Raw genomic sequence first — 22955 nt, forward strand, 5'->3', positions numbered from 1 at the left:
CTGCCCGCGTAAATCATCAGCGACTTGGCGTCGCGGGCCAGCTGTTCCACGCGGTACTCGGTCATGTAGCCGTTGCCGCCGAACAGCTGGACCGCGTCCATCGCGACCTCGGTCGCCGCCTCCGATGAGTACCACTTGATGGCCGACGCCTCACCGAGCGAAGGCAACGTGCCCGCCTTGAGCCGCTCAAGGGTTTGGAACACCATGTTCTGCACGTTCATCCGCGCGACTTCCATCTTCGCCAGCTTGAGCTGAATCAGTTGAAACCGGCCGATCTCCTTGCCCCACAGCGTGCGTGCCTTCGCGTAGTCGACGCACAGCCGGAGGCATTCGTCGATGATGCCCAGCGACATCACCGCGACGCCCACCCGCTCGGCGACGAAATTGGCCCGTGCGCTGTCCCTCCCGTCACCACTGCTGTGGTGCTCGGTCTCGCCGAGCAACCGGTCGGGGCTCAGCCGGACGTCGTCGAAGAACAGCTCACCGGTCGGCGAGGACATCATGCCCATCTTCTTGAAGGCCTTGCCCTGCGTCAGTCCGGGCATCCCGGAGTCGAGGACGAAGGTCAGCACCTTGCGGCCGCGCTTGTCTGCCTCCCCGTCGTCGAGCTTCGCATAAACCACGATCACGTCGGCGTCGGGGCCGTTGGTGATGAACGTCTTCTGCCCGTTCAGGAGGTAGTCCGCCCCGTCGCGCCGCACGTGGGTCTTCATGCCGCCGAACGCATCCGAGCCTGCGTCGGGCTCGGTGATGGCCCACGCCGCGATCTTCTCCAGCGTCATTAACTCGGGCAGCCAGCGTTCCTTCTGGGCGAGCGTTCCTCTGGTCATGATGGTGGCCGCACCGAGGCCGAGACTGACGCCGAACGTGCTGATGAGACCGATGCTCACGCCGGCGAGTTCGGAGATCAGCGCGACGGCCATCGACGCCTGCGCACCCATCTTGCCGAGGGTGCCGGACGTCTTCTCGTCCTCCGGCTCCGCCCGCGACGCCTCCCTGGCTCGTTGCTCGTCGAGCATCGCCCTGATGGCCTCGGCGCCCATGACGTCGAGGCCGAACTCGCTGAAGAGCTTGCGCACGAAGGGGTATGGGGACAACTCGCCGCTTTCCAGACCGTCCAGATGCGGCCGGATCTCCTTGTCGATGAACGCGCGCATGGTGTCGCGCACGATGATGTCGGAGTCGGACCATTCGATCATCGGTCAGATCCCCCTCGTCGCTGCGCCCCTGCCTGCGAGTAACGGGGCAGCCTCTCGGCGATGTCGTCGATCTGCCACACTCCGTCGGTCTCGATCGTTTCGACGTCATGCCAGCCGGTGAGCTGCGAGATCGCCCCGCCCTGAACGGCATACACGCGGCCGGTGACAGGACACTTCTCCGTGGCCAGGTAAGCGACGAGCGGCGAGATGTTGGCGGGGCCGAACAGATCGACCTCACCATCCTCCGGTTCCGCCATCAGCGCGCTCATCCCAGGGGTGGCGAGGGTGAGTCGGGTGCGTGCAATCGGCGCGATGGCGTTGACGCGGACTCCATAGCGTTCGAGCTCGTCGGCGGCAACGAGGGTCATCGCGGCGATCGCGGCCTTGGCCGAGCCGTAGTTGACCTGCCCGGCGTTCGGCAGGGTCGTTCCGGAGGCGGAGGCGGTGTTGATCACCGACGCCAGCGGTTGACTGCCCGCCTTCGACTGCGCCTTCCAGTACTCGGCCGCGTGCCGGAGCACGCAGAAGTGCCCCTTGAGGTGAACCGAGATCACGGCGTCCCAGTCCGACTCGGACAGGGTGGCGATGAAGCCGTCGCGGAGAATGCCCGCGTTGTTCACGACGACGTCGAGCCTGCCGAACTCGTCGATGGCCTTGGCGACCAGGGACTTCGCGCCGTCCCACATCGCGACGTTCTCCGTGTTGGCGACCGCGGTTCCGCCTGCGGCGCGGATCTCGTCGACCACGTTCTGGGCTGGCCCCGCGTCAGTGCCCTCCCCCGCGTTGCTGCCGCCCAGATCGTTGACCACGACGCTTGCCCCCTCGGCGGCGAACAGCAGCGCGTGCGCACGGCCGATCCCTCGCCCGGCACCGGTGATGACGGCCACCCGTCCTTCGAGAGATGAGCCGCTTGCGCAAAGAGCATTCACTTCGGTTCCATTCTCCTCAATTGGTGATCACGGCGAGGCCGTCGGTGATGACGAGGTCGTCGCCCCGCGCAGTCTCGAACTGATAGATGGTGACGCCGCCGCGGTTGTGTTGCTTCCAGATGCGCGTCTCGAGGTCGTCGCCGGGCATCACCATCTTCGAGAACCGGACGGCGAACCGCTTGAGCCTGCTGACATCTGACCCAGCGACCTCGGTCAACACCGCCCACGACGTGAACGCCATCGTGCAGAGTCCGTGGGCGATGATTCCTGGCAGCCCCGCGGCCTTGGCGACATCGTCGTCGAGATGGATCGGCATCGGATCGCCGGAGGCTTGCGAGTACCGAAAGGTCTGATCGGCGGCGACGTGTTGGGTGACCGTGGCGATCGGAGGCCGCGCATGCAGTCGCTCGTCGAACCGGTGGGAGGGACTGAGGTTTCCCATCGTCTTGGCTGCGTTGAACCCGCGGACGAACGTCGTGACGTACTGCTCGTTGACCAGTTCGCCACTCTCGGTGCGGCATTCGAGTTTGATCGCCGCACGAGTACCGTTGTCCAACCCCTCGTACCCGATCATCTTGCCGCGCGAGACCAGCTGATCGCCGGGGTAGATCGGGCGGTGAAACCGGAAGTCCTGCTCGCCGTGCACCACTCGCGGAATGAGTTCGACGGGCAGCACGTCCACGGCCGGCATCAGCAGCGACTCGAACACCGGTACGATCGCGAACACCGGCGGCGCGATGTCGCCCGACCGGTGCGCTGCGATCGGGTCGTTGGTGGCCGCCGCGTACGCCGCCAACCGGTCCGCCGTGACCTCGAAACGGTCCTCGTCGGTCCACTGGTCGAGCCCGTTGTCGTCGAATTCGAGGTCTTCACTCAGCGCGACGCCGTTCGAGCCGGTCATGCGGTCGCCGCGGCCAGCGCGTCGAGCTGGTCGAGGCTCTTGTCGAGTTGCTTGAGGCCGTCCTTCTCGATGGCCTTGGCCAAGGCCCCCTTGATCAGCGCACCATCGAAGTCGCCCGTGACCGTGAAGTTGGAGCCTGCGCCCTCCGGCACGACGGTGAAGGTGAAAATCGCCTTGACACCAGCCATTCCGGCCCCACTGAGCGACAGGGTGTTTGGTGCCTCGACCGAGTCGATGGTCCACTCGATCTTGTTGGCCATTCCCAGCATCACGATCTTCGCCGCCAGTTTCGTCCCCTCGGTGAGCGTCGCCGCGGGCTCTTCCATCCACTTCTCGTGGACGGTGAACCACTTGTCCCAGGTTCGTGGGTCGACCACCGTCGCCCACACCGCATCGGGGGTCGCGACGAGATCCTTGGTTGCTTCGATGTGTCCCATGTCGTGCTCTCCCTTTGATCGTTGGTGGATTCGTTCTCGCGGGGGTCTAATCAGCGTTCGGCGCGCTGGTAGGCGGTCACGACGGCCGCGCCGCCCAGTCCGATGTTGTGCTGCAGCGCGGCAGTGACGCCGTCGACCTGGCGCTCGTCGGCCGCGCCGCGCAGCTGCCAGGTCAGCTCCGCACACTGCGCCAGGCCGGTGGCGCCCAGCGGATGACCCTTCGAGATCAGCCCACCCGACGGGTTGACCACCCAGCGTCCGCCGTAGGTCGTGTCGCCGTCGTCGATCAGCCTGGGTGCCTCACCATCGCCGCACAACCCGAGCGCCTCGTACAGCAGCAGCTCGTTGGCCGAGAAGCAGTCGTGCAACTCGATCACCTGGAAGTCCTCTGGGCCAAGCCCGGACTGGTCGTAAACCCGTTGCGCAGCTTGCACGTTCATGTGATGTCCGATCAGACCCTTGCACGTGGCGTCGAAGCTGTTCTCGAAGTCGGTGACCATCGATTGGCCGACGATTTCGACGGCACGGTCGGCCAGCCCGTGCTCGTCGACGAATGCCTCGCTGGCCAGGATCGCGGCGCCGGACCCGTCCGAGGTCGGCGAGCACTGCAGCTTGGTCAGCGGGTCGTAGATCATCCGCGCCCCCAGGATGTCGTCGAGGCTGTACTCCACCTGGAACTGCGCATACGGGTTGTTGACCGAGTGCTTGTGGTTCTTGTGGCCGATCTTTGCGAAGTGTTCGGCGGTGCTCCCGTACTGCTTCATGTGCTCCCGGCCGGCGGCCCCGAACATCCACGGCGCCGGCGGAAACAACACTTCGGAGATCTCGGCCATCGCGAGGATGTGTTTCTCCATCGGTTGGGCGCGGTCGTCGTAGACGGCGCCGAGCGAGCCAGGCTGCATCTTCTCGAACCCGAGGGCCAGCGCGCATTGCGCGAGGCCCCCGCGAATCGCCCTGGCGGCGAGGTAGAGCGCCGTCGATCCGGTCGAACAGTTGTTGTTGACGTTGACGACCGGGATCCCCGTCATGCCCAGCTCGTACAACGCCCGCTGACCCGACGTCGACTCGCCGTAGACGTAGCCGACGTAGGCCTCCTCGACCTCGCGGTAGTCGATGCCCGCGTCCGCCAGCGCCTTGGAGCCCGCCTCCCTGGCCATGTCCGGGTAGTCCCGGCCTTCCCGACTCGGCTCGTGGTCCGCTCCACCAGTTCCGCGTCCCGACAGATGGTCCGCTCCACCAGTTCCGCGTCCGCCTGGCTTCTCGAACTTCGTCATCCCTACGCCCACCACATAGACCCTGTCCGGCATGCGCTTCCTTCCCGACCCTGTCAATATACATACCAACTGGAACGTATGTTTTCAAGAGACACGACGTTCACCGCCGAGGAGTCGGACTGAGTGCGGCGGCGCTAGCCCTTCGGGTTGCCTGCCAGCGTGGCGGACAACATCGCGCGCAGGTGGACGCAGACGCGATCCCATCGGCGCCGCGCCCGATCGGGGTCCCCGTCGACGAAACTGGACAGCAGAATGCCACGAAGCGCGTCCATCGCGGTGTAGGCGATGTCGCGGAGTTCCCGTTGCGCGGGACGATCCGGCAGAAGCTGTGCGATGGCTCCGATCAACGCCCCGTTGATGATCGGTTCCACCCGGTCGATCTGATGCGCCAGGACGCGATCCGTCCGAGCTGCCACCCAAAGCTCAAGAGTGGCAACGAAAACGGGACCCTGATGCGATTCCCACAGATAGTCCAGAACCATCGAGACGGGATCCGGGCTCGTCTGCACCCTGCCGAGATCGCGAATGGCGGCCTGGGTGCGCTGCTCGGCAAGATGTTCGATCGCGGCGACGACGAGGTCTTCCTTCGACCGGAAGTGGTGCACCTGGGCACCCCTCGTCACGCCCGCGAGTTCGGCGACCTTGTGGGTGGTGGTACCCGCGTAGCCGTAGGCAACCAGACACTCGACCGTGGCGTCGAGGAGTCGCGTCCGCATCGCCGCGCTGCGTTCGGCCTGCGTACGCCTGACTGCGCCCGTCGCGCCATCCGCCGTCGCCACTGGACCGAACCTCGCTCGCCGCACCGGGTGTGCCTGCGTCAGCATACCCAGCGGGCCCTAGTCTGAGAAAGATGCCCGCTGGAAGGTAAGTCAGAGAGTCGAAGGACGGATCACGACGATCGACTTCGTTCGCCCTCCATCGTCGGAAAGAAGGGCGATGACGCGGCCATCGGGCGCCGTCGCGGCATAGACACCGTCGATCCCGGCCGGCGCCAAGGCTCTTCCGTTCGCCGCGGCTTCCGACTCGGCATCGGTGAGGTCGCGGCGCGCAAACCCCAGCAGACAGGCCTCGTCGAGCGAGTAACTCAATTGCGCCGCGTCGGCCAACTGATCCAGGGTGCGCGCCTCGTCCAGCCCGTAGCGTCCAACTCTAGTGCGCCGCAATGCCGTCAGATGCCCACCGACACCGAGAACGGAGCCGACGTCGCGCGCCAACGCCCGGATGTAAGTGCCAGACGAGCAGTCGACCTCCACGTCGACGTCGACGAAACCTGTCGGGACGTCGGGCGCACGACGAATGGCGAGAACGTCGAAACGCGAGATCGTGACCCTGCGCGCAGCCAGTTCGACCGTCTCGCCCGCCCTGGCCAGCTTGTAGGCACGCTGACCGTCGACCTTGATGGCGCTGACCGCCGACGGCACCTGATCGATCTCGCCGCGCAACCCAGCGACCGCGCGTTCGACGTCGGCGTCGGCCACGTCCTCGGCCGAAACCGTCTGCACCACCTCGCCTTCGGCATCCTCGGTCGAGGTGGTCTGACCCAATCGCACCGTGGCGGCATAGGACTTGTCCGTGGCCGTGAGCAGCCCGAGGATCTTCGTCGCCCGTTCGATGCCAACGACCAGCACACCGGTGGCCATCGGATCCAACGTGCCCGCGTGCCCGACCTTGCGGGTGCCGAACAATCGTCGGCAGCGGCCCACCACGTCATGGCTAGTGATGCCGGCAGGCTTGTCGACGATGACCAGACCGGGCTGGACGGAGTCCCCGGATCTCACAGCACGATCGCCGTCAGCACCAGACCCTTGTCCACCGTCCAGCGGCCCGACAGCGTCGTCAGCGGCGGACCGGACTCCGCAGCAGGGTCGATCAGAATGCGCGACTCGAAGGTACCCGCCGTGCGGGAGCCGTCGAGCGTCAACGTGATGTGGGCGTCCTCGAACCCCAGCCAGCGGTGCGTGAGCGGGAACCATGCCTTGTACGTCGCCTCTTTGGCGCAGAACAAGATTCGGTCCCAGTGCGTGCCGAGCGGCAACGCCGCGAGCTCCCTGCGTTCGGTGGGGAGGCTGATGGCGTCCAACACGCCCTTGGGCAGCACGTCGTGCGGCTCGGCGTCGATGCCCACCGAGCGCACCTCCGCGACCCGGCCCACCACCGCTCCCCGAAACCCCTCACAATGTGTCAGGCTGCCGACCACACCGTCGGGCCAGCACGGTTCGCCCTTGTCCCCCTTGAGGATCGGCACGGGCGGAAGACCGAGCTCGCCGAGGGCCTGGCGCGCGCAGTACCGCACGGTGACGAACTCGTTGCGTCGCTTGGCGACCGACCGGGCTACCAGCGGCTCCTCCTCCGGTAGCGGGCTGAGCTCCGGCGGATCGTCGTACAACTCGGCCGAGGCCACCAGATCGGGCAGCACGCCGGACAGCAGCCGTGCTTCGGTCACTTGGTCCGCCGATCTCGAATCCGCGCCTGAATCTTCTCGGCGTTCTCGCGCATCTCCGGGGTGATCTCGAAGTGCCCGCCGAAGTCGTTGAGGTAGCCGGGCGGGTACTTCGGGTCGGGCAGAATTTGGCGCATCCACCGATATGGCTTGCGGCGCCTCCACTCCCGCGGGTATCCGACCGACACCTCCTCGAAGCGCACGCCGTCGTACCACGTGGTTCGGGGGATGTGCAGATGCCCGTACACCGAGCACAGCGCGTTGTACCTGGTGTGCCAGTCGGCCGTGGCCGTGGTGCCGCACCACATTGCAAACTCCGGGTAGAACATCGCATCGCAGGGCTCGCGCACGAGGGGGAAGTGGTTGACCAGAATGGTGTTCGTCATCCAGTCCAGGTCCTCGAGCTTCTCGCGGGTGACCTTCACGCGGTCCCGGCACCAGGCATCACGGGTCGCGTACGGCTCGGCGGACAGCAGAAACTCGTCGGTGCCGACCACGTTGCGCTCACGGGCGACCGCCAGACCCTCCGCCTTGGTGGCGGTGCCCTCGGGCAGGAACGTGTAGTCGTACAGCACGAACATCGGCACGATGGTCGCGGGGCCACCCTCGTCGGTCCACACCGGGAAGGGGTGCTCGGGGGTCACGATGCCCATCTCGTCGCACATGTTGACCAGGTAGTCGTAGCGCGCCCGACCGAAGATCTGCAGCGGGTCCTTGCTGGTGGTCCACAGTTCGTGATTGCCGGGCACCCAGATCACCTTGGCGAAGCGCTTGCGAAGCAGGTCCAGCGACCAGCGGATCTCATCCGTGCGCTCGGCGACGTCACCCGCGACGATCAGCCAGTCGTCCGGGGAGGCCGGGTGCAGCGACTCGGTGACCGGCTTGTTGCCGGTATGGCCGATGTGGAGGTCGCTGATCGCCCAGAGCGTTGGGTGGCGTTGTTCTCTTGGCGTCGGAAACACAACGGACCAGCCTACTTGCGCCAGCGCGCCACGTTCACCCGGCAACTAGAACATGTTCTGCTTTTCGGTCCGGATCGCGGTTGCGGACTTGTACACTCCCGGCAATGGACAACGAGCGCGGGACCCGTGCCGCCTGGGGTGGCGTGGCCGCCAGGATGCGCCTGTTGTCGGCGACGTGTGCCCTGATCGCCGCGGTGATCGTGGTCTGGCAAGCCCACCCCGTCGCACCCTCCGGCGGCGAATCCTTCGAGCTCCGGTCCACGTCGGCGCCCATGAGCGGCGCGTCCAGCAGCATCAAGTGGCCGGTCATCGAAACCGTCGATCCACGGCCGTTCGATCCGTGTGAGGACATCCCGCTCGACGTCATCCAGCGGATCGGGCTGGCGTTCACCCCGCCCCAGCACGAGGACGGCCTGCGGTGCCACTACGACGCCGGCAACTACCAGATGGCAATCGAGGCGTTCGTCTGGCGCACCTACGAGCAGACCCTGCCCGCGGACGCCGTCGAGCTCGACATCGCAGGGCACCGCGCTGCGCAGTACTGGATCATGAAGCCCACCGGCTACAACAACCGAAACTGGATCACCTGCATGGTGGCGTTCGACACCAGCTACGGGGTTCTGCAGCAGTCCATCTTCTACTCGCCACGCTATTCCGTCGACGACGTGGACTGCATGGCGACCAATCTGCAGAAGGCTCAAGAACTGGTCCCGTATTACAGGTTCTAGCCACCCGAGCGGCGTCCTGCCCCGCGGTAGGCGGCTCGGGCCGCCTGCTTCTGCCGTCCCTCGGTCAGGCGCGTCCCTCGGTCAGGCGACTGTCGAACGGACCCGCTCGGCGATCGTCGCCAAGGTCGCGTCGTCGTGCACCGGGTCCGCCCACTGCACGGACACCGGAAGCTCGACCCAACTCTTGCAGCCCGCGTACGCAGGCGTCCTCGGCAGCCGGACGGGTTCCAGCAGCGGCGTGGCCTGCACCACCAGCACCGTGAGCTGATGTTTGGGCCGGAAGTCCACCCGGTCGGACCGCACCGAATCCGCCGTCCAGATGTGCAGGTCCTCGATGTCATCGAGCGCCTCCGGGCGGCCGACCGCGACGGCCGCAACCACCTTCGCGCCCGCCCTGATGACGAGATCGCTTTCGGTGCTGTCGGATTCGGAAACCTGGACGAGGCCGCGATGCTCCTCGCGCACCCGCTCGCGGTGGCTGTGCGCCACCGTCGGGAAGAACACGAACTCCCCCGCGGCCAGGTCGAATCGCTTTTCGTGGATGCCACCCTTGCGCAGCAGCACCGTCTGCCTGCCGTCGAGCATCGCGTGGACGGCGGCACCCCATTCCTTGAGCGCGGTGGCGCTCACCTCGCCGCCAGCCTGGCCTGGACCTCGGGGCGACGCAGGGGCGGAACCGTCTTGGGCGGCTGCCGTCGCGGAGGCAGCGCTGCCAGCAGACGGGTGGTGGTGGCGGTCACCTCGGCCACCGCCACCTCGAAGGCATCGGCGTTTGCGGCGGTCGGGCGGGTGATGCCGCTGACCTTGCGGACGTACTGGCGTGAGGCGGCTTCGATCTCCTCGGCGGTCGCCGACGGTTCGAGCCCACGCAACTCGGTGATGTTCCGGCACATGCTTCAACCTTAGGTCGATACGGTGGCGGGCATGGCGAGCACCGCTGCAGAGACCGTCCTGTCGATCGACACCACCGACCACGTCCGCACGCTGACGTTGAACCGTCCACACGCACGCAACGCCCTGTCGACCGAGCTGCGCGCCCAGTTCTATGCCGCGCTGAGCGATGCGGAGGCCGACGACGACGTCGACGTGGTAATCCTGACAGGCGCTGACCCGGCGTTCTGCGCGGGACTGGACCTCAAGGAGCTCGGCGACACCACCGAGCTACCGGACATCTCGCCCAAGTGGCCCGCCATGCGGACACCGGTGATTGGGGCGATCAACGGCGTCGCCGTCACCGGCGGATTGGAGCTGGCCCTGTACTGCGACATTCTGATCGCCTCGGAGAGGGCGCGCTTCGCGGACACCCACGCCCGGGTGGGGCTGCTGCCGACCTGGGGTCTCAGCGTGCGGCTGCCGCAGAAGGTTGGCGTCGGCCTGGCCCGTCGCATGAGCCTGACCGGCGACTACCTGTCCGCCGACGACGCGCTGCGCGCCGGGCTGGTCACCGAGGTGGTCCCGCACGACGAGCTGCTGCCCGCGGCGCGCAAGGTCGCCGCCGCCATCGTCGGCAACAATCAGAAGGCGGTCCGCGCACTTCTCGAGTCCTATCACCGCATCGACGAACAGCAGACCAGCGCCGGGCTGTGGATCGAGGCCGCATCGGCCAAGCGGTGGATGCAGGTCGCGACCGGCGACGACATCGCGGCCAGCCGTTCCCAGGTGCTGGAGCGCGGCCGCGAGCAGGTGCGCTGACCGGCACCCCCGATCACGAGTTGGACAGCGAGGGGAGCACCAATTCTCGGTACCGCTGCTTCATCGTCTCGATCACGGTGTGGCCATCGGCCGCCCACACATCCTCGTTGAAGATCTCCACCTCGATGTCGCCCCGATAGCCAGCCGCCGCGACATCGGTTGCGATGGAGGCGAAGTCGATGACACCGTCACCCATCATGCCGCGCGACACCAGCGGGTCGGGCCGCATCGGCACCAGCCAGTCGCAGACCTGGAAAGAGCTGATCCGGCCCTGCTCCCCTGCCGTGGCGATGCTGGCCGCCATCTCGGGATCCCACCACACGTGGAAGGTGTCCACCACCACGCCCACCGCCTCTGGCGGATGCGGCGCGGCGAGAGCCAGCGCCTGCCCCAACGTGCATATCACGGCACGGTCGGCGCAGAACACCGGATGTAGCGGCTCCAGCGCCAGTCGCACGTCGCGGTCGGCCGCGTAGGGCACCAACTCGGCAAGACGCTCGGCCAACCGTCGGCGGGCACCGACCAGGTCGCGATCCGGTATGCCGCCGACCACCATCACGAGCTCTGGAGCGCCGAGGCTCGCGGCCTCATCGATGGCGCGCCGGTTGTCGTCCAGCGCCGCCTGGCCGTCGTCGAGGCCGGTGAGGAAACCACCGCGGCACAGGGTTGACACGCGAAGACCCTTGTCCCGCACCAATTTCGCTGCGTTCTCAAGTCCCGCCTCGGCGACTCGGTCACGCCATAGACCTATCGCGGGCAATCCAGCCGCCGCGGTAGCGTCCACCGCCTCACTCAGCCGGAAGCGCTTGGTGGTCATCGTGTTCAGCGACAACCGCGCGTAATCGGGGCCGCTGGGCCTCATCGGGTCACCCCGTTGAGGTCCAGGAACGTCCGCATGCGGTGCACCGCCAGTTCGGGCTCGGCGAGCAGACCAGCGCGGTCGGCCAGTACGAAGACCTTGCTCAGGTGCTGCACCGACCGTCCGCTGCTCAGGCCCCCAACCATGGCGAACCCGGGTTGTCGACCGTTGAGCCAGGCCAGGAACGCGATGCCGGTCTTGTAGTAGGACGTCGGCGCGGAAAAGACGTGCCTACCCAGCTCGCGGGTCGACTCGAGGATCTCGCCGGCGCGTCCTGCGTCGCCGGCGTCGAGGTGCTGCAGGGCGGTCGACGCCGCCGGGTAGATCGCCGCGAAGATCCCCAGCAGGGCGTCGGAATGCCCGTGGTCGTCACCGATGATCAACTCCGGGTAGTTGAAGTCGTCCCCGGTGTAGAGCCGCACCCCCGGCGGGAGGACGCGCCGCAGGGCGATTTCGTGGCCTGCGTCCAGCAGCGACACCTTCACCCCGTCGACCTTGTCGGCGTTCTCCTCGATCAATTGGCGAAACGTCGCCGTGGCCGCCGCGACGTCCGCACTTCCCCAGTAGCCGCGCAGCGCCGGGTCGAACACGTCGCCGAGCCAGTGCAGGACCATCGGTTGCTCCGCCTCGCCAAGCAAAGACCGGTAAACCGCGAGGTAGTCCGCGGGACCCGTGGCCACCCGCGCCAGCGCGCGCGAGGCCATCAGCACGACTTCTGCCCCGGCCTCGCGGACCACGTCGATCTGCTCGCGGTACGCATCGGTGATGATGGCGAGGCCCCGCGATCCCGAGGGCAAGCCGTCGAGATCGACTTGATCGGTGCCTGCGCCGCACGCCAAACGTCCACCGACTGCCGCGGCTTCCCGGCCACTGCGGCGGATGAGTTCACGGGTGGCCGCCCAGTCCAAGCCCATCCCGCGCTGCGCGGTGTCCATCGCATCGGCCACCCCGAGCCCGTAGGACCACAGCTCGTGGCGGTAGTTCATCGTGACGTCCCAGTCCACGTCGGCGGGTGCGCCCGGGCTGTTGTCGGCGAGCACCCGCGGGACCACGTGTGCTGCGGCATAGGCGATTCGGGACGTGATGGGGGCGATGGGCCTGGTCCACTCGCCGGGCCTGCCGACGGTGTACGCACGCAGAGCGCCGTCGAAGGGGATGTCGACGCTCAGGCCGGTCGCCGCCTCTACCGATGCGGTCACGGCGGCGGTCACAGCACGATCTTCGGGACCGCGATGCGCCTGCCCTCTGCCGAGCTGCGCAACCCGAGCTCGGCCAGCTGCACGCCGCGCGCGGCCGACAGCAGACCGAACCGATGCGGCCTTTCGGCAACCACGTCGCGGAGGAACTCCGTCCACTGCAACTTGAAACCGTTGTCCAGGTCGGCGTTGGCCGGCACGTCCAGCCACTGGTCGCGGAACTTCTCGGTCACCGGAAGATCGGGATTCCATACGGGTTTCGGCGTGTGCGCGCGCTGCTGGGCGACACAGCGGTTCAAGCCCGCCACCGCGGAGCCATGGGTACCGTCGATCTGGAACTCGACGAGCTCGTCGCGGTAGACCCGCACCGCCCAGGATGAGTTGATCTGCGCGACGATGCCACCCTCGATGTCGAAGATGCCGTACGCCGCGTCGTCGGCGGTGGCGTCGTAGCGCTGATGATCCTCGTCCCAACGGGTCGGAATGTGCGTGACCGATCGAGCGGTGACGGACTGGACCGGGCCGAGCAGCGACTCCATGACGTAGTTCCAATGGCAGAACATGTCGACGGTGATCCCGCCGCCATCCTGGGCGCGATAGTTCCAGCTTGGACGTTGCGCGGCTTGGCCATCGCCCTCGAAGACCCAGTAGCCGAACTCGCCGCGCATGGACAGGATGCGGCCGAAGAAACCCTCGTCGACCAAGCGCCGTAGCTTGACCAGTCCTGGCAGGTACAGCTTGTCGTGGACGACGCCGGCGACCACGCCCGCGTTCTCCGCCATTCGCGCCAGCTCGATTGCCTCCGTGAGGGTTTCAGCGGTGGGCTTCTCAGTGTAGACGTGCTTGCCCGCCTTGATCGCCGCCGTGAGCGCCTCCACGCGGCGCGAGGTCACCTGGGCGTCGAAGTAGACGTCGATGGTCGGGTCGGCGATGACCGCAGCGGTATCGGTGGTCCACTCCTGCACGCCGTGTTCCGAGGCGAGCTCGGCGAGCTTGTCGGCGTTGCGTCCGACCAGGATCGGTTCGACGTCGACGCGCACGCCGTCGCCAAGTACCAGGCCCGAGTCGCGCAACGGCAGGATCGAACGGAGCAGGTGCTGGCGGAGTCCCATGCGTCCCGTGACCCCATTCATGGCGATGCGAAGCACCCTGCGCGACGGAAGTGACGAATTTTGAGGTGAAGTCATCGAAGAAATGCCCTTACGTGTGAGTCGGCGAACGCGGCGCCGAACGACGAGTGGTCGACTGACCTACATCGGGCGAACTCGGCCAAGAGGGAAGCCGCGATGTCAGCACTTCGGAATGCGCTTTCCACGGTAGGCTGTAGCCGCGCTTCGGTCAACCTCTACGGTTGCGCCCTGGCGTTTCGGGGTGCCGAGTGAAGAAACGACGACGGATGGCGGGACTCGACCAATGGCCGCAGTGACACTGCAGGACGTGGCAGCAAGAGCCGGGGTCTCCCAGGCCACCGCGTCACGGGTCCTCAACGGCTCGAGCAGGGTTCCCGGCGAGGGGGTCGCCGATCGCGTCCGCGCCGCCGCGCGAGAGCTCGGCTATGTCGCGAACGCCCAGGCCCAGGCGTTGGCCAAGGCGTCCACGGGGCTATTGGGTCTGATCGTGCACGACATCGCCGACCCCTACTTCTCGTCGATCGCGCGGGGCGTGCAGTTGGCCGCCCGCCGCGCGCGCAAACAGGTCCTGCTCGCCAGTACGGATCGCGACTTCGACATCGAGCGCGAGTCGGTCAGCACGTTCATCTCGCACCGCGCCGATGCGATCGTGCTCGCCGGATCGCGGCAGAGTGGACACCTCGACCGCGACCTGGAGACCGAGTTCGGCCACTACCGCGCCAACGGCGGCAGGGTCGTCGTCATCGGTCAGCCGTTGGCATTCGGTGGGGCCGTGGAGCCCGAAAATCACTTCGCAGCAGGCGAATTGGCCGACGCACTGGTCGATGACGGGCATACCCAGTTCGCCGTCATCGGCGGCCCCGGCAACATTCGCACCGCGGTGGACCGGCGCAACGGATTCGTCGAGGCACTCGGTAGGCGCGGAATGACGCCGCTGGTGGAGGTATCCGGCGACTTCACTCGGGACGGCGGCCACTCGGCGGCACTCAGGCTGGCCGCTGCGATGCAGCTCAGACCAGGAGCGGGCGTCGAACCGGTCTGCGTGTTCGCCGTGACCGACGTGATGGCGATCGGTGCGATCGCCGCATGGCAGGAGATTGGCCTCTCGGTCCCCCGCGACGTCGGGATCGCGGGATTCGACGACATTCCCACGCTGCGCGACCACACTCCGAGTTTGTCCACGGTGGCCCTGCCCTTGGAGGAAATCGGCACCCGCGCGGTCGAACTCGCGCTTCGGACCGACGTCGCCTGCGATGACCTGCGCGAGCGCATTCCGGGCAGGGTCGTCCTGCGCGACAGCACGCGCCTGCGCTGACCAGCACGGGCGCGGCCGGGATCACCTCGGCGTTGACACTGTGCGCTGTGTCACTTACAGTCGAAATCGCTTCGGAAAGCGCATTCCCAATTCGGCCACTCAACCATGACACTGCGAAATTTAGGACGATTCATGGCGGTAACCGCATCGACAGGGGCACGCCCCTCGAAGAGCCCGGCCGCTCGGTCGGCACCATCGCGCCGAACCCATCTGCCGCGCATCTCGACCCGCAAGACCATCGCGTCGCTGTGGCGACCGGTCGCACTCGTATTGGCTCTGATTGCGGCGTGGTGGGCGGTGACGGAAGCGGAACTGGTCGCGCCCTATATCCTTCCGTCCCCCGTCGACACCTGGCGAACCGCCCAAGAGAACGCCGCCTACCTGGCCCAGAACACCTGGGTGACCACATGGGAGACGGTGATCGGCTTCGTGATCGCAGCCGTCATCGGCGAGCTGGTCGCGCTCCTGATGGTCTATTCGGCCAGCCTGGAGAAGACCGTCTACCCGTTGATCCTCTTCGCGCAGGTGGTCCCGAAGATCGCCATCGCACCCCTGTTCATCGTGTGGCTGGGATTCGGCCCCACGCCGAAGATCCTCGTGGCCGTGCTGATGGCGTTCTTCCCGATCGTCATCTCGGGTCTGGCCGGCCTCCGATCCGTCGATCCCGAAATCCTTGAGCTGACCTCCACCATGGGCGCCAGCCGTTTCAAGACGTTCGTCAAGATCCGATTCCCTGCCTCGCTGCCTCAGCTGATGTCGGGACTCAAGGTGGCCGCCACCCTCGCCGTGACCGGTGCCGTCGTCGGCGAATTCGTCGGCGCCAACGAAGGTCTCGGGTACGTCATCCTTCAGGCCAACGGCAACGTAGACACCGCGATGCTGTTCGCCGCCCTCATCATCATGTCCGCCATGGGCATCGTGCTCTTCGCCATCATCGAGATTGCGGAGAAGCTGCTCATTCCGTGGCATTCGTCGCGCCGCGGTGCAACGTCCGCCAAGACCTCCGTCAGCGCCTGACCCTAGACCCACCCCCAAACCTGGAGACCATCATGACCCTTCGCCTGAACGCCCGACGCGGCCGATCCATCGCCGCACTCGTTGCCGCCGCAACCCTCGCTCTTGCGGGCTGCGGCGCCAGTGATAGCGCCAAGGATTCTGAAAACACCCCTGCCGCAGACGGTTCGACGAACGCAGCCACGCTGATGTTGAACTGGTATCCCTACGGCGAGCACGCACCGTTCTACTACGGCGTCGAAGAGGGCATCTTCGCCAAGCACGGAATCGACCTGCAGATCGACGCCGGCCAGGGCTCGACCAAGACCGTCCAAGCGATCGGGTCCGAGCAAGCCGACTTCGGTTGGGCGGACTCCCCCGCCGTCCTGTCCAACATCGACAAGGGCGTCGAGGTAAAGAGCGTCGGCGTGTTCTTGCAGACCACTCCGTCGGCCGTCCAGGTGTTCGCCGATTCGGGAATCAACGATCCCAAGGATCTGGCAGGACGCACCATCGCCGTCTCGGCGGGTGACGCGCCGACGACCACCTTCCCGATCTACCTCGACAAGGTCGGGGTCGCGCAGGATCAGGTGACCCAGCAGAGCATGGATGCCGCAGGCAAGATGGCTGCCATGCTGTCCGGCCGGGTCGACGGTCTGATCGGCTTCGCCCACGACCAAGGGCCGACCATTGCGAACAAGAGCGGCAAGGAGATTCGCTACCTTCGCTACTCGGACGCCGGCCTGAACTTCTACAGCAACGGCCTGATCGCCAACACGGCCACGATTGGGGATTCCCCCGAACTCGTCCAGGCGATGGTCGACGCCACCAGCGAGGCGTTCGCCGCGGCGGCCGCCAACCCCGAGGCAGCCGTGGCCGCCATGGCGGGCAAGGACCCCCAGATGCCACCGCGCGAGGTTCTCCTGCAGCAGTGGCAGCAGACCATCCCCTTGCTCACGACGCCCGCCACCACTGGACAGGTGCCGGGTACCAACGCCAAGGAGGATTGGGTGACCACCATCGACACCCTCACCGGCGCCGGTCTGCTCAAGACCGCCAAGGATCCCGCCGCGTACTGGGATTCGTCATTCGCCCCGCGGGCCGAGCAGTAAAGGACTCGACGACATGACCAGCGCCATGCTCGATGCACCCAAGACCACGATGACCTCGGACGCCATCACCATCGAGAACCTCGACGTGACGTTCTCCTCGAAGCGCAGCACCGTCAACGCGCTCACCGGCATCGACCTGCAGGTCGCCGACGGCGAGTTCGTCTCGATCGCCGGGCCGTCGGGGTGCGGCAAGTCGACACTGCTCAAGGTGGTCGCCGGGCTGACGGATTCGACCAGCGGGGAAGTTCGCTTGCGCGGCACCAGGGTTCGCGGACCGCAGCGTGGCATCGGCTACGTGTTTCAGCGTGCCGCACTCCTTGAGTGGCGGTCCGTGCGCAAGAACATCCTTCTTCAAGCCGAGATGCGGGGCATGCCAAGGCAGATGGCGCAGCAACGCTGTGACCACCTGATCGAGATGACAGGTCTGACGGGTTTCGAGAACGCCCTGCCACACGAACTCTCCGGCGGTATGCAGCAGCGAGTCTCGCTGTGTCGCGCGCTTCTGCACGAACCCAGTGTTCTGTTGATGGACGAACCATTCGGCGCGCTCGACGCGCTCACCCGGGAGAAGATGAACGTCGAGTTGCACCGGATCTGGCGGGAGACCGGCACCACGGTGGTGCTGGTGACGCATTCCGTGGCCGAGGCGGTCTACCTGGCCAATCGCGTGATCGTGATGAGCCCGCGACCCGGGCGGATCATCGAGACACTCGACGTCGAGCTGCCTGCTGAACGCGATTACGCCGAGACCATGGAGCGGCCGGAGTTCACCAAGGTCGCCAACAGGGTCCGCGAACTGCTCGGAAGCACCACGTCGGCGGACTGAAAAGCATCGGACGGGAAGCAAGCTGGTCCGTGGCTCTCGGCGCGTAGTCTGCCGTCATGAACGAGGCGCACGAAATGTGTGGCAGCGACGAGTGGCGCCAGGCCATCCGCGAGATCATCCTGCCGTGGGCGCTCGGTGCCACCGACCTCGGCGACGACGTCCTCGAGGTCGGCCCCGGCTATGGCGCCACGACCGACGTGCTCAGTGAAGCGGTGCCGCACCTGACGTCGGTCGAGATCGACGACGAGCTCGCCGCGATGTTGCGAGACCGCTTCGCCGATGTGCCGTCGGTCGAGATCGTCAACGGTGACGCCACCGCACTCCCCTACGATGACGGAAGGTTCAGCGGGGCAGCCAGTTTCACGATGCTGCACCACGTTCCCACCGTCGAGCTGCAGGATCGGCTGTTTCGCGAGGTCGGCCGTGTGCTGCGGCCTGGGGGCGCGCTGGTGGCCAGCGACAGCTTGGCCAGCGACGAACTCGCCGCACACCACACCGACGACACCTACAATCCCGTCGACCCCGAGTCGCTACCCGCTCGGCTGGCGGCGGCAGGCTTCGAACGCATCGACGTGCGCACCAATCCCTACGGCTGGGCCGCCGTCGCTCACCGTTGCTAGTCGCCCTAGCCAGTCGCACCCCAGCCAGTCGCCCTAGCCAGTCGCCGTAACCAGCGGGATCACCCGCCGAACGTAGGGAAACACCCGGTTTATCCGACCGTGTCCCCGCGATAATTTCGTGTCCTCACGCGCTCGCCCGACGGCGGGCGCCAACCATGGGGGAACGATGATGATGATCAAGCAACGAATGGGGGTGGCGCTGAGCATCGCCGCGGCGGCCTTCGCCCTAGTGCCGGGGATGCTGGCCATGCCGATGGCGTCGGCGGACGCGCTGCCCAACGGACTGACGGTGGACTGCAGCCAAGACAGTGACATTCATGCGACCTGCATCGTCGGCGGCTGCCCTCGCGTCAACGGCGACTACGTCGTGGACGCCATGCACTACCGATATGACAGCGGCGGATCCCAACAAGAGGTCGATTTCAAGTGCATCAACGGCCAGACCGCGCGGGTGGGTTTGGACACGACCTTCCAGAGCGGTTTCGGCGTCCAGGCCTGCCGCAAGAAGGACCTCGAGGGTGACTGGTGCACACCCTTTGCCCACGTCGACTACACGCCGCCGGCCAAGGCGGCGCCCCCGGTAGCAGCGCCGGTGGACACTCCCGTCGCCGTCACGCCGCCCACCGTGTGCCCAGCAGGCTCGACCACTCCGACCGTTCCCGCCGGCCAGACCTGCGTCGCCATCCCGCCGCCCTCGACGAATTCCGTCACGATGTCGGCCAGTGGCGCGGGCCTCGGCAAGGTCAACGTGACGTTCAACAACAGCTCAGACATCGTGGCGACCTGCCAGTACACGGCGGCGCCGAGCAGCAATCCGCTCGGGATCCTGCCGACGATCAACAAGACCGTCAAGGTCAACCCCAAGGGGACCGGTTCGCTCAACGGGGAGCAAGCACCCCCGCCGCTGACCAGCTACCACCTCTCGGCGGACTGCACCGGCATCTTCAACGGTCAGGAAGTCCCGCTGGGGAGCCCGCAGACCGACGTCTCCGGCTAGTCGTACCGCAAGGCTTGCCACGGTCGGGCACCCGCCTGCCGTGGCAAGCCTGCGTCAGCCGGTGCCGGCCACCAACCACCGGCCCGACGCCGCACGCCATCCGACGAACACCAGGCGGAGCACCATGAACGTGGTCAAACCCGCCCAGATGCCCAGCAGTCCCCACCCGAAGACCAGCGAGAGCCAGATCAGCGGCAGGAACCCGACGAGTGCACTGGCCAGTGTCGCGCTGCGCATGAACTTCGCGTCACCGGCACCGAGCAGGACCCCATCGAGGGCGAACACGATTCCCGCAATGGGCAACTGGGCCACCAGAAACCACCACGGCACGCCGATCACGTCGAGCACCGAACGGTCCGAGGTGAACAGCCGTGGAAACGCCGAGGCTCCGACCGCGAACACGACGGCCAGCACGCCTGCAGCCGCCGTCGAGACGATCGTGACCCGCCACGCCACCGACTTCGCGTGCGCCAACTGGCCTGCTCCGAGCGCCGCCCCGACCAGTGACTGCGCGGCGATCGCCAACGAATCCAGCACCAGCGCGAGGAAACTCCACAGCTGCAGAACCACCTGATGCGCGGCGACGGCGGCGGCCCCGAACCGCGCGGCGACGGCGGCCGCCGACACGAAGCACGCCTGAAACGCCAAGGTGCGCAACACCAGATCCCGGCCCATCACCACTTGTGCGCGCAACACCTCGACGTCGATTCGCAGCGGGACCCGCTCGGCGATCAGCGCGCGGCAGAACAACACCGCGGCCAGCCACTGCCCGACCAGGTTGGCGACCGCCGACCCGGTCAACCCGAGGCGCGGCAGCCCCAACCAGCCGTACACCAGGGTCGGGCACAGCAGAGCGGACAGGGCGAACCCCACGACGACGAAGCGCAGCGGACGCGCGGTGTCCTGGACGCCTCGCATCCAGCCGTTGCCCGCCAATGAGATGAGAATGGCAGGCGCGCCAAGGATCGCGACCCGAAGCCATGGCAGCGCGGTCTGGGCGATCTCGCCGCCGTCGGCGATCACCGCGAGCAGCGGCACCGCCGCCACTTCGACGAGCAACACCACCATCGCCCCAAGGCCGACGGCCAGCCAGGTCGCCTGCACGCCCTCTGCGACTGCCAACCGTCGCTGACCGGCACCAAAGAACCGGGCCGCCCGTGCCGTCGTGCCGTAGGACAGGAAGGTCAGCTGCGACGACAGCATCGATAGGACCAGCCCACCGATGGCCAGGCCTGCCAGGCTGACCGCCCCGAGCCGCCCCACGACGGCGAGATCGAACAACAGGTACACGGGTTCGGCGGCCAGCACGCCGAGCGCAGGCAGCGCCAAGCCGGCAATGCGCCGACCGGTGGCTGGCGTCGGCTCCCCCGCCGAACCCCGTGCCGGATCCGGCTCAGCCAAGCGCGGCCTCCAAGGCCTTCACGACGTCGGCGGCGGGCCCGAACGCCGAATAGCCAGCCGCCAGCCGGTGTCCCCCACCGCCGAAGGAACTCGCTACGACGGCCAGGTCGACGAGGGACTTCGCCCGCATCGACACCGTCCAGTGCTGCGGCTCGATCTCCTTGAACACCGCAGCCACTTCCGCCTGCGCGGTGGTCCGGACGATGTCGACGACGCTCTCGACTTCCTCGGGCCTGGCGCTGGCCCATTCCTGGTGTCCCACAACGGCGTACACCAGGCCGTTGCCGCCGGCCGCCTCGGGCACCAGGTGCGCGGACGACAGCACCCGCGACAGCATCGGCAGCCAGGAGAAGGGATGCGTGTCGAGCAACGTGCGACTGATCGACGCGTTGTCGACGCCGAGTTCCACCAGGCGGGCGGCGAGCCGGTGCGCGCGGGCGCTGGCCCACCGGAACGACCCCGTGTCGGTGGTAAGCCCGGCATACAAACAATGCGCGACGCGCTGGTCGATCGGCTTGCCCCACGCATCGAGCAGTTCGGCGATCAACATCGTCGTGGCATCCGCCGACGGATCGACGTAGTTCGCGGTCCCGAAGAGCTGATTGGACGCGTGGTGGTCGATGACCAGCACCTGCCTGCCGGAATCGGCGAGCGTCTGCAGCGCACCGAGCCGGTTGACGCTGGGAATGTCGACGGTCACCACCAGATCGCTGTCATCGTGCATCGAGTCCGACTCGACCAGCAGATGTCCGCCGGGCAGTGTCTGCAGTGAATCCGGAAGCGTGGACGGCGCCGCAAATCCAACCTCGACCCGTTTGCCCAAGCGCTCGAGGACCAAGGCCAACGCCAGCCCGGCACCGATGGTGTCGGCATCGGGGAACACGTGGCACACCACGCTGACCGAAGCAGCCGCGTCGAGCAGCTCAGCCGCTCCCCGACCATCGACGCGCACCGAGGACCGAGGTAGGTCAGTCTCTCGATCGGTCGCGGTCATAGGCGTCCTCGGGGTCGGACTCATCGTCAAGATCGGCCGTGCTGTCCTGCAGCCCCCCGGCTTCTTCCTCCGCCCCTGTCACACGGTACGGGTCAGCCTCGCCAGCCGGTGTGGCACCCTGCCGAATCCGCGCCAGATCGGCGTCCGCCTGCCGCGCACGGGCGAGCAAATCCTCCATGTCGCGGGCGGTGTCCGGCAACTTGTCGAGCACGAACGTCAACGTCGGCGTGAAGCGCACCCCGGTGCCCGCACCAACCCTCGACCGCAGCGTCCCCTTGGCACGTTCCAGCGCCGCCGCCGCGCCCTCGTAGTCCGGCTCGTCGGCCAGGGTCTGCCCGCGGACGGTGTAGAACACCGTCGCGTCGTGGAGGTCGCCCGTGACCTTCGTGTCCGTGACGGTCACGAAGGCCAGGGGCGGATCCTTGATCTCGAACTCGATCGCCGAGGCGACGATGGTGCCGATGCGCTTGGAGAGCTTCCGCGCACGTCCGACGTCAACCACTGTGCTCCTTCACGTCTGCTGTTCGCCCGAGAGACACCCGTCGCCGGCGCAAGCGGGCGTCGGCCACGCTAGGTGCGGACCTTCTCCACGAGCTCGTACGTCTCGATGACGTCGCCTTCCTTGATGTCGTTGTACGTCAAGGTGAGACCACACTCGTAGCCGTCGCGAACCTCGGTGACGTCGTCCTTCTCCCGCTTCAGCGAAGAGATGGTGACGGTCTCGGCGATCACGATGTTGTCGCGAAGCAGACGTGCCTTCGAGTTGCGTCGGATGAGACCCGAGGTGACGAGGCAGCCGGCGATGTTGCCGACCTTCGACGACCGGAAGATCGCCCGGATCTCGGCGCGGCCGAGCTCCTTCTCCTCGTAGACCGGCTTGAGCATGCCCTTGAGCGCGCTCTGGATCTCGTCGATGGCCTGGTAGATCACCGAGTAGTACCGAATGTCGA

The 22955-nt window shown here is 66.9% G+C and carries 26 protein-coding genes; 8 read left to right on the forward strand and 18 right to left on the reverse strand.

The window, feature by feature from the left end; all coding sequences use genetic code 11:
* From ABW137_RS16545 to pptH, 9 genes are all read right to left on the reverse strand, one after another.
* On the reverse strand, nucleotides 1-1199 hold a 1199-nt coding region (locus tag ABW137_RS16545; RefSeq protein WP_526401848.1), incomplete at its 3' end, for an acyl-CoA dehydrogenase family protein.
* Nucleotides 1196-2128: an SDR family oxidoreductase gene (locus ABW137_RS16550; RefSeq protein ID WP_526401850.1), complete on the reverse strand. Its 933-nt coding sequence runs from the start codon at nucleotides 2126-2128 to the stop codon at nucleotides 1196-1198. The genes ABW137_RS16550 and ABW137_RS16545, both read right to left, overlap by 4 nt.
* Nucleotides 2129-2144: 16 nt before the next feature.
* Nucleotides 2145-3029 (reverse strand): MaoC/PaaZ C-terminal domain-containing protein, encoded by an 885-nt coding sequence (locus ABW137_RS16555; RefSeq protein ID WP_526401852.1) that lies wholly within the window; start codon nucleotides 3027-3029, stop codon nucleotides 2145-2147.
* Nucleotides 3026-3466 carry a type II toxin-antitoxin system Rv0910 family toxin gene (locus ABW137_RS16560; RefSeq protein WP_526401854.1) on the reverse strand — a complete coding sequence of 147 codons (441 nt, stop codon included), beginning with the start codon at nucleotides 3464-3466 and terminating at the stop codon, nucleotides 3026-3028. Before ABW137_RS16560 ends, ABW137_RS16555 begins: the two co-directional genes overlap by 4 nt.
* 50 nt (nucleotides 3467-3516) lie before the next feature.
* Complete coding sequence (locus ABW137_RS16565; RefSeq protein ID WP_526401856.1) at nucleotides 3517-4773, reverse strand: thiolase family protein; 1257 nt, start codon at nucleotides 4771-4773, stop codon at nucleotides 3517-3519.
* 101 nt (nucleotides 4774-4874) lie between these two features.
* On the reverse strand, nucleotides 4875-5456 hold the full coding sequence (locus ABW137_RS16570) for a TetR/AcrR family transcriptional regulator (protein ID WP_526401893.1): 582 nt from the start codon (nucleotides 5454-5456) through the stop codon (nucleotides 4875-4877).
* Between the two features lie 153 nt (nucleotides 5457-5609).
* On the reverse strand, nucleotides 5610-6518 hold the full coding sequence (gene truB, locus ABW137_RS16575) for a tRNA pseudouridine(55) synthase TruB (protein ID WP_526401858.1): 909 nt from the start codon (nucleotides 6516-6518) through the stop codon (nucleotides 5610-5612).
* Nucleotides 6515-7183 carry a 4'-phosphopantetheinyl transferase PptT gene (gene pptT, locus ABW137_RS16580; RefSeq protein ID WP_526401860.1) on the reverse strand — a complete coding sequence of 223 codons (669 nt, stop codon included), beginning with the start codon at nucleotides 7181-7183 and terminating at the stop codon, nucleotides 6515-6517. Before pptT ends, truB begins: the two co-directional genes overlap by 4 nt.
* Entirely contained in the window at nucleotides 7180-8142 is a 963-nt protein-coding gene (gene pptH / locus ABW137_RS16585; RefSeq protein ID WP_526401862.1) for an ACP phosphodiesterase PptH, read from the reverse strand. Before pptH ends, pptT begins: the two co-directional genes overlap by 4 nt.
* Nucleotides 8143-8285: 143 nt before the next feature.
* Between pptH and ABW137_RS16590 the strand changes: the two genes are divergently transcribed.
* Nucleotides 8286-8870: a DUF3558 domain-containing protein gene (locus ABW137_RS16590; protein WP_526401895.1), complete on the forward strand. Its 585-nt coding sequence runs from the start codon at nucleotides 8286-8288 to the stop codon at nucleotides 8868-8870.
* Between the two features lie 81 nt (nucleotides 8871-8951).
* Here ABW137_RS16590 and ABW137_RS16595 read toward each other — a convergent pair whose 3' ends face one another.
* Both ABW137_RS16595 and ABW137_RS16600 read right to left on the reverse strand, forming a co-directional pair.
* Nucleotides 8952-9500 (reverse strand): DUF1802 family protein, encoded by a 549-nt coding sequence (locus ABW137_RS16595; RefSeq protein ID WP_526401864.1) that lies wholly within the window; start codon nucleotides 9498-9500, stop codon nucleotides 8952-8954.
* Nucleotides 9497-9763: a DUF2277 domain-containing protein gene (locus ABW137_RS16600; protein WP_526401866.1), complete on the reverse strand. Its 267-nt coding sequence runs from the start codon at nucleotides 9761-9763 to the stop codon at nucleotides 9497-9499. Before ABW137_RS16600 ends, ABW137_RS16595 begins: the two co-directional genes overlap by 4 nt.
* A 31-nt stretch (nucleotides 9764-9794) precedes the next feature.
* Between ABW137_RS16600 and ABW137_RS16605 the strand changes: the two genes are divergently transcribed.
* Nucleotides 9795-10562: an enoyl-CoA hydratase gene (locus tag ABW137_RS16605; protein WP_526401868.1), complete on the forward strand. Its 768-nt coding sequence runs from the start codon at nucleotides 9795-9797 to the stop codon at nucleotides 10560-10562.
* A 13-nt stretch (nucleotides 10563-10575) separates the two neighbouring features.
* On the opposite strand, the gene ABW137_RS16610 is transcribed toward ABW137_RS16605, so the two are convergent.
* Genes ABW137_RS16610 through ABW137_RS16620 form a run of 3 tightly spaced genes read right to left on the reverse strand, consistent with a single transcriptional unit; the run spans nucleotide 10576 to nucleotide 13804 of the window.
* The gene (locus ABW137_RS16610; RefSeq protein ID WP_526401870.1) at nucleotides 10576-11424 is read right to left on the reverse strand and encodes a sugar phosphate isomerase/epimerase family protein; all 849 of its coding nucleotides are present in this window, start codon (nucleotides 11422-11424) and stop codon (nucleotides 10576-10578) included.
* Nucleotides 11421-12590, reverse strand: coding sequence for a DUF993 family protein (locus tag ABW137_RS16615; RefSeq protein WP_526401897.1), 1170 nt, complete (start codon nucleotides 12588-12590; stop codon nucleotides 11421-11423). Before ABW137_RS16615 ends, ABW137_RS16610 begins: the two co-directional genes overlap by 4 nt.
* Nucleotides 12591-12628: 38 nt before the next feature.
* Nucleotides 12629-13804: a Gfo/Idh/MocA family protein gene (locus ABW137_RS16620; RefSeq protein ID WP_526401872.1), complete on the reverse strand. Its 1176-nt coding sequence runs from the start codon at nucleotides 13802-13804 to the stop codon at nucleotides 12629-12631.
* A 226-nt stretch (nucleotides 13805-14030) separates the two neighbouring features.
* On the opposite strand from ABW137_RS16620, the gene ABW137_RS16625 reads away from it, so the two are divergent.
* The 6 genes from ABW137_RS16625 to ABW137_RS16650 all read left to right on the forward strand — a co-directional run bounded on the left by ABW137_RS16625 (nucleotide 14031) and on the right by ABW137_RS16650 (nucleotide 19610).
* Nucleotides 14031-15062, forward strand: coding sequence for a LacI family DNA-binding transcriptional regulator (locus tag ABW137_RS16625; protein ID WP_526401874.1), 1032 nt, complete (start codon nucleotides 14031-14033; stop codon nucleotides 15060-15062).
* Between the two features lie 132 nt (nucleotides 15063-15194).
* Complete coding sequence (locus ABW137_RS16630; protein WP_526401876.1) at nucleotides 15195-16079, forward strand: ABC transporter permease; 885 nt, start codon at nucleotides 15195-15197, stop codon at nucleotides 16077-16079.
* 32 nt (nucleotides 16080-16111) lie between these two features.
* A complete protein-coding gene (locus ABW137_RS16635; RefSeq protein ID WP_526401878.1) occupies nucleotides 16112-17167 on the forward strand; it encodes an ABC transporter substrate-binding protein in 1056 nt (351 codons plus the stop codon).
* Between the two features lie 13 nt (nucleotides 17168-17180).
* On the forward strand, nucleotides 17181-17993 hold the full coding sequence (locus ABW137_RS16640) for an ABC transporter ATP-binding protein (protein ID WP_526401880.1): 813 nt from the start codon (nucleotides 17181-17183) through the stop codon (nucleotides 17991-17993).
* A gap of 56 nt (nucleotides 17994-18049) precedes the next feature.
* A complete protein-coding gene (locus ABW137_RS16645; protein WP_526401882.1) occupies nucleotides 18050-18613 on the forward strand; it encodes a class I SAM-dependent methyltransferase in 564 nt (187 codons plus the stop codon).
* A 166-nt stretch (nucleotides 18614-18779) separates the two neighbouring features.
* The gene (locus tag ABW137_RS16650) at nucleotides 18780-19610 is read left to right on the forward strand and encodes a hypothetical protein (protein ID WP_526401884.1); all 831 of its coding nucleotides are present in this window, start codon (nucleotides 18780-18782) and stop codon (nucleotides 19608-19610) included.
* Nucleotides 19611-19664: 54 nt separating this feature from the next.
* Here ABW137_RS16650 and ABW137_RS16655 read toward each other — a convergent pair whose 3' ends face one another.
* The 4 genes from ABW137_RS16655 to ABW137_RS16670 all read right to left on the reverse strand — a co-directional run.
* Nucleotides 19665-21011: an MATE family efflux transporter gene (locus tag ABW137_RS16655; RefSeq protein WP_526401885.1), complete on the reverse strand. Its 1347-nt coding sequence runs from the start codon at nucleotides 21009-21011 to the stop codon at nucleotides 19665-19667.
* Nucleotides 21004-22005 carry a DHH family phosphoesterase gene (locus ABW137_RS16660; RefSeq protein ID WP_526401887.1) on the reverse strand — a complete coding sequence of 334 codons (1002 nt, stop codon included), beginning with the start codon at nucleotides 22003-22005 and terminating at the stop codon, nucleotides 21004-21006. Before ABW137_RS16660 ends, ABW137_RS16655 begins: the two co-directional genes overlap by 8 nt.
* Nucleotides 21980-22507 (reverse strand): 30S ribosome-binding factor RbfA, encoded by a 528-nt coding sequence (gene rbfA, locus ABW137_RS16665; RefSeq protein WP_526401889.1) that lies wholly within the window; start codon nucleotides 22505-22507, stop codon nucleotides 21980-21982. The genes ABW137_RS16660 and rbfA overlap by 26 nt, the downstream gene beginning before the upstream one ends.
* Before the next feature lie 68 nt (nucleotides 22508-22575).
* Nucleotides 22576-22955, reverse strand: a 380-nt coding sequence (locus ABW137_RS16670) for an EF-Tu/IF-2/RF-3 family GTPase (protein ID WP_526401891.1), incomplete at its 5' end; no start/stop codon positions are given.

This window comes from Mycobacterium sp. (assembly GCF_040509115.1).
GTDB lineage: Bacteria > Actinomycetota > Actinomycetes > Mycobacteriales > Mycobacteriaceae > Mycobacterium.

Bases quoted from the DNA above. Each gene is read 5' to 3' on its own strand.
- ABW137_RS16555 (WP_526401852.1), bottom strand. From the start codon at position 3,029: ATGACCGGCTCGAACGGCGTCGCGCTGAGTGAAGACCTCGAATTCGAC.
- ABW137_RS16560 (WP_526401854.1), bottom strand. From the start codon at position 3,466: ATGGGACACATCGAAGCAACCAAGGATCTCGTCGCGACCCCCGATGCG.
- ABW137_RS16565 (WP_526401856.1), bottom strand. From the start codon at position 4,773: ATGCCGGACAGGGTCTATGTGGTGGGCGTAGGGATGACGAAGTTCGAG.
- ABW137_RS16570 (WP_526401893.1), bottom strand. From the start codon at position 5,456: ATGCGGACGCGACTCCTCGACGCCACGGTCGAGTGTCTGGTTGCCTAC.
- ABW137_RS16600 (WP_526401866.1), bottom strand. From the start codon at position 9,763: ATGTGCCGGAACATCACCGAGTTGCGTGGGCTCGAACCGTCGGCGACC.
- ABW137_RS16605 (WP_526401868.1), top strand. From the start codon at position 9,795: ATGGCGAGCACCGCTGCAGAGACCGTCCTGTCGATCGACACCACCGAC.
- ABW137_RS16610 (WP_526401870.1), bottom strand. From the start codon at position 11,424: ATGAGGCCCAGCGGCCCCGATTACGCGCGGTTGTCGCTGAACACGATG.
- ABW137_RS16620 (WP_526401872.1), bottom strand. From the start codon at position 13,804: ATGACTTCACCTCAAAATTCGTCACTTCCGTCGCGCAGGGTGCTTCGC.
- ABW137_RS16625 (WP_526401874.1), top strand. From the start codon at position 14,031: ATGGCCGCAGTGACACTGCAGGACGTGGCAGCAAGAGCCGGGGTCTCC.
- ABW137_RS16630 (WP_526401876.1), top strand. From the start codon at position 15,195: ATGGCGGTAACCGCATCGACAGGGGCACGCCCCTCGAAGAGCCCGGCC.
- ABW137_RS16635 (WP_526401878.1), top strand. From the start codon at position 16,112: ATGACCCTTCGCCTGAACGCCCGACGCGGCCGATCCATCGCCGCACTC.
- ABW137_RS16640 (WP_526401880.1), top strand. From the start codon at position 17,181: ATGACCAGCGCCATGCTCGATGCACCCAAGACCACGATGACCTCGGAC.
- ABW137_RS16645 (WP_526401882.1), top strand. From the start codon at position 18,050: ATGAACGAGGCGCACGAAATGTGTGGCAGCGACGAGTGGCGCCAGGCC.
- ABW137_RS16650 (WP_526401884.1), top strand. From the start codon at position 18,780: ATGATGATGATCAAGCAACGAATGGGGGTGGCGCTGAGCATCGCCGCG.
- ABW137_RS16660 (WP_526401887.1), bottom strand. From the start codon at position 22,005: ATGACCGCGACCGATCGAGAGACTGACCTACCTCGGTCCTCGGTGCGC.